This is a genomic window from Pseudomonas sp. GW823-FHT02C05 (assembly GCF_058797595.1).
Window position 1 is genome coordinate 569406 of record NZ_JBXAJU010000001.1, and the last position, 12819, is coordinate 582224.

Annotated in this window: 11 protein-coding genes; 5 read left to right on the forward strand and 6 right to left on the reverse strand. The window is 64.1% G+C overall.

Annotation, left to right across the window (positions count from 1 at the left end; all coding sequences use genetic code 11):
• Positions 1–91: 91 nt before the first annotated feature.
• From copD to AC1RGE_RS02845, 3 genes are read right to left on the reverse strand one after another with little or no spacing between them, the layout of a single operon-like run.
• On the reverse strand, positions 92–967 hold the full coding sequence (gene copD / locus AC1RGE_RS02835) for a copper homeostasis membrane protein CopD (protein WP_492583281.1): 876 nt from the start codon (positions 965–967) through the stop codon (positions 92–94).
• Positions 968–970: 3 nt separating this feature from the next.
• Positions 971–1339 carry a copper homeostasis periplasmic binding protein CopC gene (copC, locus tag AC1RGE_RS02840; RefSeq protein WP_492583283.1) on the reverse strand — a complete coding sequence of 123 codons (369 nt, stop codon included), beginning with the start codon at positions 1337–1339 and terminating at the stop codon, positions 971–973.
• Between the two features lie 29 nt (positions 1340–1368).
• Positions 1369–1803 carry a GNAT family N-acetyltransferase gene (locus AC1RGE_RS02845; protein ID WP_011060840.1) on the reverse strand — a complete coding sequence of 145 codons (435 nt, stop codon included), beginning with the start codon at positions 1801–1803 and terminating at the stop codon, positions 1369–1371.
• Positions 1804–2067: 264 nt separating this feature from the next.
• Between AC1RGE_RS02845 and AC1RGE_RS02850 the strand changes: the two genes are divergently transcribed.
• Complete coding sequence (locus tag AC1RGE_RS02850) at positions 2068–2688, forward strand: TetR/AcrR family transcriptional regulator (RefSeq protein WP_011060841.1); 621 nt, start codon at positions 2068–2070, stop codon at positions 2686–2688.
• An 86-nt stretch (positions 2689–2774) separates the two neighbouring features.
• Here AC1RGE_RS02850 and preA read toward each other — a convergent pair whose 3' ends face one another.
• From preA to hydA, 3 genes are all read right to left on the reverse strand, one after another.
• Positions 2775–4049: an NAD-dependent dihydropyrimidine dehydrogenase subunit PreA gene (gene preA, locus AC1RGE_RS02855; protein WP_492583285.1), complete on the reverse strand. Its 1275-nt coding sequence runs from the start codon at positions 4047–4049 to the stop codon at positions 2775–2777.
• Entirely contained in the window at positions 4050–5417 is a 1368-nt protein-coding gene (locus AC1RGE_RS02860) for an NAD(P)-dependent oxidoreductase (protein ID WP_492583287.1), read from the reverse strand.
• 218 nt (positions 5418–5635) lie between these two features.
• Positions 5636–7075 carry a dihydropyrimidinase gene (gene hydA, locus AC1RGE_RS02865; RefSeq protein ID WP_072442236.1) on the reverse strand — a complete coding sequence of 480 codons (1440 nt, stop codon included), beginning with the start codon at positions 7073–7075 and terminating at the stop codon, positions 5636–5638.
• Positions 7076–7697: 622 nt separating this feature from the next.
• Here hydA and AC1RGE_RS02870 point away from each other — a divergent pair.
• The 4 genes from AC1RGE_RS02870 (at position 7698) to AC1RGE_RS02885 (ending at position 12742) form a co-directional block, all read left to right on the forward strand.
• Positions 7698–9185: an NCS1 family nucleobase:cation symporter-1 gene (locus AC1RGE_RS02870; protein WP_103407949.1), complete on the forward strand. Its 1488-nt coding sequence runs from the start codon at positions 7698–7700 to the stop codon at positions 9183–9185.
• Between the two features lie 229 nt (positions 9186–9414).
• Positions 9415–10692, forward strand: coding sequence for a Zn-dependent hydrolase (locus tag AC1RGE_RS02875; RefSeq protein WP_492583289.1), 1278 nt, complete (start codon positions 9415–9417; stop codon positions 10690–10692).
• Positions 10693–10962: 270 nt separating this feature from the next.
• Entirely contained in the window at positions 10963–11514 is a 552-nt protein-coding gene (locus tag AC1RGE_RS02880; RefSeq protein WP_093408737.1) for a hypothetical protein, read from the forward strand.
• A 259-nt stretch (positions 11515–11773) separates the two neighbouring features.
• Positions 11774–12742, forward strand: coding sequence for an aliphatic sulfonate ABC transporter substrate-binding protein (locus AC1RGE_RS02885; protein WP_019093858.1), 969 nt, complete (start codon positions 11774–11776; stop codon positions 12740–12742).
• Positions 12743–12819 lie beyond the last annotated feature (77 nt).

Below are 12819 nucleotides of genomic sequence, written 5' to 3' on the forward strand. Positions count from 1 at the left end.
TAGGAGCCGGCTTGCCGGCGAAGGGGCCGGCAAGATTTGCACCGATGCTGCAAACGCCTTCGCTGGCAAGCCAGCTCCTACAGGCTGAGGTTTAGACCGCCTGCATCGGCGGCAAGGTGCCCAGCAACGAGACCGCCGCCACTGCGGCCACTCCCAGCAGCCATTCCACCTGCACGCTGTTGCGCAGGCTGGCAAGGCGCTGGTCGCAGCCGCGAATCCGCAGGCGATTGAACAGTGCCAGCGCGAGCATGCCCGCCACCAGCAGCACCTTGATCAGCAGGATCAGGGCAAAGCCGCTGAACAAGGGCGTTGGCCACCATTGCCCGGTAAGCACCCGCACGTTGATCAGGCCGCTTGCCAGCAACCCCGCGACCAAGCCGTACCCCACACCGCTGAAACGCCGCAACAGCGGTTCCACAGAGGCCTGCGGTGGTTGCCGCAACACCAGCAGCAACACCAGCAAACCGCCAAGCCAGATGCCCACGCAGCTCAGGTGAACGACCTGGTTGAGGATCAGCAACTGCCCCGCCAACCCATCGAGCATGGCGCCGTGGCCCACCGGAGCCAGGGTTGCCAGGAGCAGGGCGCCCAGGCCCAGTTGCAGTGGCAGGCGCCGGCCCAGCGGGGTCAGCAGCAGGCCCAGCAACAGCAGGTTGAGCGATAGGTGCCAGCTCCACACCTGGCCGAAGAAGGTCTTGCCCAGCACCAACTGCACGGTCGCCAGGTCCAGCGCTGCCGGCCAGGAGCCGGCCATGCTGGCGGTGATCAGCAGCAGCCAGCACAGGCCGCTGGCCAGGCCGATCAGCGTCAACCAGCGGCTGAGCCGATCGAGCTGTCGATGCACGGCGCCATGGCCGTTGTGCGCTGGATCACGGCCCAGCAGCAGCGGGCGAAACACCCAGGCACCGACCAGGGTCAACACCACCGCAAAGTGCACGAAGCGGCACAGCACCAGCCATGACGCCATGGATTACTGGCTCACCTTGAAGCTGTAGCTGCCTTCGCTCTTGTGGGTATCCACCGACACGGCGTGCCATTCCACCTTGTACTCGCCGGCGCGCAGCGGCGTGGCGGTCGGGGTGACCACCAGGGTCTTCTTGTCCGCGCCTTCGGTGGCGACGCTTTTGACCTCCACCGGGGCGCCGTCCTTGCTCAGCTTGACCTGGGTGAAGGCCACTTCCACGCCTTCGGTGAATACAAGACGCAGCTCGCTGGGCGCGCTGACACTGCCTTGGGCCGCCGGGGTCGAGCTTTTCAGGTGGGCGTGGGCGAACACCGAACTGGCGGCCAGCAGGGAGGTCAGCAGGGCGGTGGTGGTGAAGAGGTTTTTCAGGGACATGGCAGGTTTACCTTTAAAGAGAATGGGGCTCATTGGTCTTGCAACTGCATGTGAATGATCGGAAACGGCCGGCCTTCACCGTCGGTTTCCGAACGACCGCAGTCGACGAAGCCGTAGCGACGGTAGAAACCATGGGCCTGAGGGTTCTGTTCGTTGACGTCGACCTTGAGGCCGGGACGGCGTACGTGATCCAGGAGCTTTCGACCGATGCCCTGGCCCCGTTGGGCCGGTTCGATGAACAGCATTTGTACCGTGTCGTCGCTGGTGGCGATAAAACCGCCGGGGCTGGCGTCGGGGTTCTCCCAGACCCAGGCCTCAAGGGCCGGCAGGTAGCTGTCGCGTACCAGCGGGTACAGGCGCTGGATATCGTCTTCAGCGATAAAGTCATGGGTGGCGCGGACCGAACGCTCCCAGAGCGCGGTCAACAGGGCGTCGTCCGCAGCGACGCGAGGGCGAATCTTCATGAGCATGTTCCATCGGTAACAGGACAGATGGCCGGCGATGGTGCAGGGCCGGCATTCGGGCAGAGACCTGTATGCCCGTGTCGCGAATTAACGCCTGGACGGAGCACCGCAGTGGCTGCTGCAAATGAGCGGGAGGCCGATCCTACCCAATATGGCCGGGTGGTGAAAGACCGACGCAGGCCGGCGATGTCGCAGGCTTGACAGCTCCCCGCAGCGGGCGGGCGGATGCTAGTCTTGCCCCAGACTGTTTTCGTAGGAGCCCTCATGGGCAATCACAAGATCGAGATTCGTCGCAGCAACGTGGAAAAGATCCTCCTGGGGGCCGAGAAAATCTTCGCTGAAAAGGGCTATGCCGGCACCGCCATGGCCGACATCGCCGAAGAAGTGCAACTGCCGCGCTCCAACCTGCATTACTACTTCAGCACCAAGAACGAGCTGTACAGCGCTGTGCTCCTGGACCTGCTGGATGTGTGGAAACAGGACGCATTGTGCTTCGAGATGTTCGATGACCCGCGGGTGGTGCTCAGCAGCTACATCCGCGCCAAGATGCAGCATTCACGCAGCCGGCCCTATGGCTCCAAGGTCTGGGCCAACGAAATCATGCACGGCGCCCCGACCCTGGGCGAGACCCTGGATGCCAGCCTGTACGACTGGGCGAAGATGAAGGAAGCGAAGATCCGCCAGTGGGTGGAGGACGGGCGGATCCTGCCGGTGGAGCCGTCGAGCCTGCTGTACATGATCTGGGCCTCGACCCAGCATTACGCCGACTTTGATCATCAAGTGATGATCCTCAACGACCACCAGCCCCTGTCGGACCTGCAATTCGAACGGGCGGTGCAGACCGTCACCAGCGTCATCCTGCGGGGTATCGGGCTGGAACCCTGAACCTGCATCGCCGCTTCCCGTAGGAGCTGGCTTGCCAGCGAAGGGGCCCGCAAGACCGCCTTCGCCGGCAAGAGCAGGCCTCTCTCTCAAACAGCTTCGCGGTAGGGGTTGCGCGGGTCGTGCAGCCAGTCGAGGAACGGTTTGCCGGTTTCCTGGGGCACCATCTCGATGCAGTCCTGCACCGGACAGGTGATCTGGCACAGGTTGCAACCCACACACTCGTCGTCGATCACTGCATATTTATGACTGCCGTCGGCCTGCCTGAGGCTGGCAATCGCCTGGTGCGAGGTGTCTTCGCAGGCGATATGGCAGCGGCCGCAGCCAATGCAGGCCTGCTGGTCGATCCTGGCGATTACCTGGTAGTTGATGTCCAGGTACTTCCAGTCGGTGGTGTTGCCCACCGCGCGCCCGGAGAAGTCCTGCAGGCTGTGGTAGCCCTGGCTGTCCATCCACCGCGACAGGCCGTCCTTCATCTCGTCGACAATGCGAAAGCCATGCAGCATCGCCGCCGTACACACCTGCACGGCGCCACAGCCCAGGGCCACGAACTCGGCGGCGTCGCGCCAGTTGCCAATGCCGCCAATGCCGCAGATCGGCAGGCCGCGGGTCTGCGGATCGCGGGCAATTTCCGCGACCATGTTCAGGGCGATCGGCTTGACCGCCGAGCCGCAATAACCGCCGTGGGTGCTCTGGCTGCCCACCATCGGGTGGGCCACCATGCGCTCCAGGTCGACGCTGGTGATGGAGTTGATGGTGTTGATCAGCGACACCGCGTCCGCCCCGCCACGATGGGCGGCGCGGGCGGCCATGCGAATGTCGGTGATGTTCGGCGTCAGCTTGACGATCACCGGCAGCGAGCAGTAGGTCTTGCACCAGCGGGTCACCTGCTCGACATACTCCGGCACCTGGCCCACCGCCGCGCCCATGCCCCGTTCCGGCATGCCGTGGGGGCAGCCGAAGTTCAGTTCGATGCCGTCGGCACCGGTGGCTTCCACCAGCGGCAGGATGGCTTTCCACGACTCTTCGACGCAGGGCACCATCAGCGAGACGATCAGCGCCCGGTCTGGCCAGTCCTTCTTCACCTGGGTGATTTCCTTGAGGTTGATCTCCAGGGAGCGGTCGGTGATCAGCTCGATGTTGTTGATCCCCATGACCTCGCGGTTGGGCCCGAAGTGCGCCGAGTAGCGCGACGACACGTTGACCGCCGCCGGGTCTTCACCCAGGGTTTTCCAGACCACGCCGCCCCAGCCGGCCTCGAACGCGCGGACCACGTTGTAGGCCTTGTCGGTGGGCGGCGCGGAGGCCAGCCAGAACGGATTGGGCGCCTTGATACCGGCGAAGACAATCGACAGATCGGCCATTTACGCAGCCTCCACATTGAGCATGAGTTGAGCATGCATGGCTTCTGCGGCCAGCTTGCCGTGTTGTACCGCCTGCACGGTGAGGTCCTGGCCAAGGCTGACGCAGTCGCCGCCGGCGTAGACTCCGGGAATGCTGGTGCGCAGGTGTTCGTCCACCTGGATACGTTCGCCGCTGCGTTGCAGCTCCCGGGCCAGCGGGTCGCTCAGGGCTGTAGCGTCGAAGCTCTGGCCGATGGCCTTGAAGATCGCATCGGCGGCCAGTTCGAAGGTGTCGCCGGTGGTTTGCAGGCGGCCTTCCACCATGCGGGTGCGGGCGAAGCGCATGCCGCGTACCCGGCCCCGGTCATCCAGCAGCACTTCTTGCGGTGCGGCCCAGGTCAGCAGGCGCACCTGATTGGCCTTGGCGATCTCCTGCTCGTGCTCGGTGGCGCCCATGTCCTCGATGCCACGACGGTACACCAGATTGACGTCCCGGGCGCCGAGGCGGGCCATTTGCACCGCCATGTCGATGGCGGTGTTGCCGGCGCCGAGAACGATGCAGCGGTCCGCCAGGGGCAACTGGCTGAGGTCGTCGGCCTGGCGCAATTCGCGAATGTAGTCGGTGGCGGCCAGCAACCCGGGGGCGTCTTCATGCTCCAGCCCCAGTTGCTTGCTGGCGGCCAGCCCGAGGCCGAGGAACACCGCGTCGAACTGCTGGTGCAGCTCGGTCAGGCTCAGGTTGGCGCCCAGCTTGTGCCCGTGGCGGATCTCGATGCCGCCAACGCCCAGTAGAAACTCCAGCTCCTGCTGGGCGAAGTCATCCACCAGCTTGTACTTGGCGATCCCGTATTCGTTGAGGCCGCCAGCCTTGTCCCGGGCTTCGAAAATCACCACCTCATGGCCGTGCAGGGCGCAGCGGTGGGCGCAGGACAAACCCGCCGGGCCGGCGCCGACCACGGCAATGCGCTTGCCGGTGGGCGCGGCGCGCTGGAACGGGTGCTGGGTGAAGTGCGCGTTGTCCAGGGCATAGCGTTGCAACAGGCCGATCAGCACCGGCGCGCACTCCTGGGCGTTGTTGCGCACGCAGGCCTGCTGGCAGAGGATCTCGGTGGGGCAGACCCGGGCGCAACTGCCGCCGAGGATATTGGCCGAGAGAATCTTCTGCGCCGCGCCCTGGACGTTGTCGGTGTGGATATTGCGGATGAACGAAGGAATGTCGATCTCGCTGGGGCAGGCGTTGACGCAGGGCGCGTCGTAGCAATACAGGCAGCGCGAAGCTTCCAGATGGGCCTGGCGGGCGTTGAGCGGCGGCGCCAGGTCGCTGAAGTGGCCGGCCAGGGTGGCGTTGTCCAGGGTCGGGTGGGGCAAGTGGTTCAAGGTCTTGATCACGGTTTTGGCCTCACGGTTCGTTTCTTGGTTGCCTCTGACGGGCATTTTCTATAGCTGGGATCACCCATATCCGTAGGAGCCGGCTTGCCGGCGAATAGGCCTTTGACTCTTACAAGGGATCTGCGGGCGCCTTCGCTGGCAAGCCAGCTCCTACAGGGGGCATGGGTTTCTGTAGGAGCGAGCTTGCTCGCGATAGGGGGGCAACGCCCCCCCCGGTCTCAGCGTTTAACCGCCGTCGGCTTGTGCCGCTCGGCGCGCTTGCTCAAGAGGTCGAACACCGCCGGGTAGGCCGGGCGCTCGATGTAGCGCCCGGCGCCGCGTTCGGCCCGCAGGTCGCCGTCGGCCCACACCAGCTTGCCCTGGCTGATGGTGTGGCTGGGCACGCCGCGCACGGTCTTGCCTTCGAAGATGTTGAAGTCCACCTGCTGGTGGTGGGTCTTGGCGGAGATGGTCCGCGTGCCTTGCGGGTCCCAGAGCACCAGGTCGGCGTCGGCGCCGACGCGGATCGCGCCCTTGCGCGGGTAGAGGTTGAAGATCTTCGCGGTGTTGGTGGAGGTCAGGGCGACGAATTCCTGCATCGACAGGCGCCCGCTGTTCACCCCTTCATCCCAGAGCACGGCCATGCGATCCTCGATGCCGGCGGTGCCGTTGGGGATCTTGCTGAAGTCGTCGCGGCCGGCGGCTTTCTGTTCGGCGCAGAAGCAGCAGTGGTCGGTGGCGGTGGTGTGCAGGTTGCCCGATTGCAGGCCGCGCCACAGGGCCTCCTGATGGCCACGGGGGCGGAAGGGCGGGCTCATCACGTAGCCGGCGGCGGTTTGCCAATCCGGATCGCGGTACACGCTGTCGTCCAGTAGCAGGTGCCCGGCCAGCACTTCACCGTAGACCGGCTGGCCCTTGCCTCGGGCGTAGCTGATTTCGTCCAGGGCTTCCTGGGTCGAGACGTGCACCAGGTACAGCGGCGTGCCCAGGGTCTCGGCGATGCGAATGGCCCGGCTGGCGGCTTCGCCTTCGACTTGCGAAGGCCGCGACAACGGGTGGGCTTCCGGCCCGGTAATGCCCTGGGCCAGCAACTTGCGCTGCAGGTGGTACACCAGCTCGCCGTTTTCTGCGTGCACCGTGGGCACCGCCCCCAGTTCCAGGCAGCGCTCGAAGCTCGCCACCAGGGTGTCGTCGGCGGCCATGATGGCGTTCTTGTAGGCCATGAAGTGCTTGAAGCTGTTGATGCCGTGGTGCTGCACCAGCTCGGCCATTTCCTCGCGCACCTGCTCGCTCCACCAGGTAATGGCCACGTGGAAGCCGTAGTCGCTGGCGGATTTTTCCGCCCAGCCGCGCCACTGCTGGAAGGCCTCCAGCAACGACTGCTGGGGGTTGGGAATCACGAAGTCGATGATCGAGGTGGTGCCCCCCGCCAGGCCCGCCGCCGTGCCGCTGAAGAAGTCTTCGCTGGCCACGGTGCCCATGAAGGGCAGTTGCATGTGGGTATGGGGGTCGATGCCGCCGGGCATCAAGTATTGGCCGCTGCCATCGAGCACTTCGCAACCGACGGGAATATCCAGATTGTTGCCGATGGCGCGAATTAGACCGTCTGCGCAGAGCACATCGGCTTTATAACTTTCATCATGGGTAATAACGGTGGCGCCACGGATCAACAGAGACATTCCGAGTTCCTCGCAGGCATGACCGACTGCTGTCGGTTCTAACTTTTTTATTGAACGCACTGATAACTTAAACAATCCTGTCATCGGTGACAGGATTAGAAGCTAGTCGCACTTCAAAGAAACATCAAGAATATTTTTTATAAGCTTATATTCAATATAACTTGTTGAAATATAACGATTAAAAGTTCAAATCTGCAAAATGGTGCAGCCTCTCACCATTTTGACGCACTTGACAGGATCAAAAAATAGTCGAGATTTCCTATGTCAAATCAGCTGCTTGAGGAGGCGCTGGGAAGACCGATAAATGACTAAGAAAATAACCGTGCACTGCTTTGGGTCCTGAACGAATGGACAACTTGCCAAACACCCGGCCTGAGTGAGTTGGCAACTAACCGAGGACTTCAAAGTTAATTGAATAAAACTGAATGACATCAGTTGTTTACATGGATTCCGCCAGCCGTGCAGCAACGACCGCGCAAGTACTTGGCATCTTTATTGAGTGCCGCCGCAGGTCGATGTGCCGGAGGGTGGAAGTCGTAAGTTCTCCGGCCATCGTCCGGCGCGCTGTCCCTTGGTGCGCCGGCCTGATGAGCAAAATAATCAGAACAACAGTGGAGCGGCCATGCAACAGATCAGATCCCAGGTGACCGAGCGCGCCGGCTTGTACGAGCTGGACGCCGGCAGCGACGTACTCGACAGCCCCCGTTACAACCACGACATAGCACCGACCCAGGTCCAGGAGCGCACCTGGAACAAATGGCACATCACCGCACTGTGGATCGGCATGTCGATCTGCGTGCCCACCTACACCCTCGGCGGGGTGCTCACTGCCTACTTCGGCCTCAGTGTCGGCGAGGCGCTGCTGGCGATCCTGCTGGCCAATATCGTGGTGCTGGTGCCCCTGACCCTCAACGCCTTTGCCGGCACCAAGTACGGCATTCCGTTCCCGGTGCTGCTGCGCTCCTCGTTCGGCATCATCGGCTCCAACGTGCCGTGCCTGATCCGCGCCCTGGTGGCCTGCGGCTGGTTCGGCATCCAGACGATGTTCGGCGGGCTGGCGATCCACCTGTTCCTGGGCTCGATCTTCGAGGGCTGGAAGGCCCTGGGCGGCACCGGCGAGGTGATCGGCTTCATGATTTTCTGGACCCTCAACCTGTGGGTGGTGCTGCGCGGCGCCGAGTCGATCAAGTGGCTGGAAACCCTGTCCGCGCCGCTGCTGGTGGCGGTGGGCATCGGCCTGCTGGTGTGGGCCTTGCCCAGCGTGTCGCTGACTGAGCTGTTGGCGATCCCGCCCAAGCGTCCCGAGGGCGCCAGCGTCACCGGCTACTTCATGGCCGGGCTCACGGCGATGGTGGGTTTCTGGGCCACCTTGTCGCTGAACATTCCCGACTTCAGCCGCTACGCGAAAAGCCAGAAGGACCAGATCCTCGGACAGATCTTCGGCCTGCCGCTGACCATGTTCCTGTTCGCCGCCCTGGGGGTGGTGATGACCGCCGCCTCGGTGAAGCTGGTGGGGGTCACCGTCTCCGATCCGGTGAGCCTGATCGGCCATATCCAGAGCCCGGGCTGGGTGGCCCTGGCCATGGCGCTGATCATCATCGCCACCTTGTCCACCAACACCGCGGCCAACATCGTCTCGCCCACCAACGACTTCCAGAACCTGGCGCCCAAGCTGATCGGTCGCACCACCGCGGTGATCCTCACCGGCCTGGTGGGGCTGGCGCTGATGGGCCACGAGCTGCTGAAAAAGCTCGGCCTGCTGATTTCCGACGTCAGCCTGGAGACCGTGTATTCCAACTGGCTGCTGGGTTATTCCAGCCTGCTGGGGCCGATTGCCGGGATCATGGTGGTGGACTACTTCATCATCAAGAAACAGCGCCTGGACCTGGCCGGCCTGTACCGCGACGACGTCTACCCGGCGTGGAACTGGCACGGTTTCATCGCCTTCGGCGTACCGGTGGCCCTGACCCTGATGTCCCTGGGCAGCAGCGCCTTCAACTGGTTCTACAGCTACGGCTGGTTCACCGGCTCGGCCCTGGGCGGGTTGATCTACTACGGCCTGTGCAGCTGGCGCAGCCCCCAGGTGGCGACCGCCAAGACCCCAACATGAACACCCAGCCACCGCCCTTGCGGGCACCAGGTGCGCGCGGTTTGCAGGAGCTGGCCTGCCAGCGAAGGCGTCGGCACGGGCGATGCACCTCTTGCGGGCTCCTTCGCCGGCAAGCGGTACGCCGCCCGGCCGACTCCTGGGCAAGAGCAGGTTTTTGCTAGGCCGTTATCCCGGGCGTTGCGCCACGCATCCCCCGACAAAACCAGAAGAAACGCCTGAGGAAATCACCATGAACGCTGCCGTCGAGGTTCTGCAATCCAGCCATCAGCACATCAACCGCGACCGCCTGTGGCAGTCGCTCATGGAACTGGCCAGGCTCGGCGCCACGGTCAAGGGCGGCGTCTGCCGTTTGGCCCTGACCGACCTCGACCGCCAGGCCCGGGATCTGTTCGTGCAATGGTGCGAGGAGGCCGGTTGCGCGGTCACGGTGGATGGCATCGGCAACATCTTCGCCCGCCGCCCCGGGCGCAATCCGCACCTGCCGCCGGTAATGACCGGCAGCCATATCGACACCCAGCCCACCGGCGGCAAGTTCGATGGCTGCTTTGGTGTGCTGGCCGGGGTGGAAGTGCTGCGCACCCTCAACGACCTCAAGCTGGAAACCGAGGCGCCCCTGGAAGTGGTGGTGTGGACCAACGAAGAAGGCTCGCGCTTTCCGCCGTGCATGATGGGCTCCGGGGTGTTCGCCGAGAAGTTCACCCTGGAGGACACCCTGGCCAAGACCGACGTCGATGGCATCAGCGTCGGCGAGGCGCTGAACGCCATCGGCTACGCCGGCACGCGCCCGGTCAGCGGGCATCCGGTGGGCGCCTATTTCGAGGCGCACATCGAGCAAGGCCCGATCCTGGAAGATGAGCGCAAGACCATAGGCGTGGTGCTCGGCGCCCTGGGGCAGAAGTGGTTCGACCTCAAGCTGCGGGGCGTCGAAGCCCATGCCGGCCCGACCCCCATGCACCTGCGCAAGGATGCCCTGGTGGGCGCCGCCGCCGTGGTGGCGGCGGTCAATCGCGCCGCCCTCGGCCACCAGCCTCACGCCTGCGGCACCGTCGGCTGCCTGCAAGCCTACCCGGGTTCGCGCAACGTGATTCCGGGCGAGGTGCGCATGACCCTGGACTTCCGCCACCTGGAGCCGGCACGCCTTGACTCGATGATTGCCGAGGTGCGCCAGGTGATCGACAACACCTGCGAAGAACACGGCCTGAGCTTCGAACTGACCCCCACCGCGGACTTCCCGCCGCTGTACTTCGACCCGGTGTGCGTCGATGCGGTGCGCGGCGCCGCGCAGGGTTTGGGGTTGTCCCACATGGACATCGTCAGCGGTGCCGGGCATGACGCGATCTTCGTCGCCGAGCTGGGCCCGGCGGGGATGATCTTCGTGCCTTGCGAAGGTGGCATCAGCCACAACGAAATCGAGAACGCCGACCCCGACGACCTCGCCGCGGGCTGCGCGGTGCTGCTGCGCGCCATGCTCGCCGCCTCCCAGGCCATCGCCCAGCGCCAAGCGTAGGAGCCGGCTTGCCGGCGAAGAGGCCCGCAAGATGTGCATCGCCGGTGCCGACGCCTTCGCTGGCAAGCCAGCTCCTACACGGGGCTTGTGGCGTTTCCACAAGTCCTCCCACACCACCATTCCCGTAGGAGCCGGCTTGCCGGCGAAGAGGCCGGCAAGACATGCATCGCCCGTTTCGGCGCCTTCGCTGGCAAGCCAGTTCCTGCAAGGGGCATCGTGGTGGGCTTGGCCTGGCGTACACTGGCGAACTTTTCCCATGGGATGTCGACCATGCACAGGATGGTGCTCTGTCTGGCCCTGGCTCTGAGCCTCGGCGGTTGTATCGATTACAAATGGGGCCACGACTGGAAGGCCGACAGTCCGGGCGGTTGGCAAGACGCAAGCGTTGTCGGTTTCGACAAAGGCACGGCGTTCCAGCTGGCCTGCGGGGGCAGCCCACTCTATGTGAACGTGGAGACCCACGCCTCCCATCAACTTTTATCGCTGTTCTTCATCCCGTTGTTTTCCGCGTCGGACGATGACGGCCATGTATGGATCAGGGTCAGTCACCCCAGCCTGATGGCATGTGCTTCGCCTGCGCAAAACCCTCTGCTGCTGAAGCTGGACAACCGGCCCATTCAGGCAGTTGGCTTCTCGCGGCGTAGCGGCGAAGGCCTGTGCATCATCGACCTGGGCCCGCGCGAGTTGCAGGGCGAACAGCTGTCGATCGAGGTCAACCAGGCCTTGCTGCCCTGCGCAGTGGCGCCGATGACCCTGAAAAAGGACAGTTTCTTCTGCCTGCGGGCTACAAAGTTCGGCGGCTCGACACCGTGCGGTCGGTAGCCAAAAGCAAGGCCCTGCGTACCGAACGCGGCCCGACCTTTCGCAGCCTCGCGGGCTCGGCAGCGGCTACAGGGTCCATGGCGAGCTGGTTTTTTGTAGCCGCTGCCGCAGGCTGCGCACGCCCGGCACGGGCGTAGGGGGCAGGGCCGAGATAGAGCTGCCAGCCGAACCTAAGCTAATTCCTAAAAAGTATTTATTTTAGATTTGTTAGATCGTTTAGCTTTTAGCGACTTTCCTGTCTCCCAGAAGGTTCGCCCCCATGCGCCTGCCCTTTGCTTTGCGTCGTAGCTTGTCGATCACCGCCCTGGCCGGCCTGGCGCTGGGCATGGCCCTCAATGCCCAGGCCGATACCGACCTGCGCATCGGCTACCAGAAATCCTCGACCCTGCTGGCCTTGCTCAAGGCCCAGGGCACCCTGGAAAAACAGCTGGCGGGGCAGGGCGTCAACATCACTTGGCACGAGTTCACCAGTGGCCTGCCGTTGGCGGAATCGCTGAATGTGGGCAATGTCGATATCAGCGCCGATGTCGCCGACACGGTGCCGGTCTTCGCCCAGGCCGCCGGGGCCCAACTGACCTATTTCGCCAGCGAAACTCCCTCCCCGGCGGCCCAGTCCATCGTCATTCCCAAGGATTCGCCGCTCAAGTCCCTGGCCGACCTCAAGGGCAAGCGCATCGCCGTGACCAAGGCCGCCGGCAGCCACTACCTGCTGATCGCCGCCTTGCGCGAAGCGGGCTTGAGCTTCGCCGATATCCAGCCGGTGTACCTGACCCCGGCCGATGGCCGCGCGGCGCTGGAAACCGCCAAGGTCGATGCCTGGGTCACCTGGGAACCCTTTGTCGCCAGCGCCCAGCGCCAGCAGGGCGCGCGGGTGCTGCACGACGGCCAGGGGCTGGCCAGCTATCGCCGTTACTACCTGGCTTCCAACGACTACGCCAAGGCCCATCCCGAGGTGCTGCAGCAAGTGTTCGCCGAGTTGCAGAAGACCGGCACCTGGGTCAAGGCGCACCCGGCCGAGGCGGCAAAACTGCTGGGCCCGCTGTGGGGCAACCTGGATGTGCCGACGGTGGAACTGGCCAACAGCCGCCGCACCTACAAGGTGGAAGCGGTCAAGCCCGACGCCCTGGGCGAGCAGCAGAAAATCGCCGATGCCTTCTACCAGGAAAAGCTATTGCCCAAGCCGGTGGATGCCCGGGCGGTGCAGTTGTGGAGCCCGAAATCGTTGTAATTGACCGTTAGATCGCTTTCGCCGGCAAGCCGGCTCCTACAGCGAAGCAGGTCCCCCCCTTTTTCTTGTTCACCGCC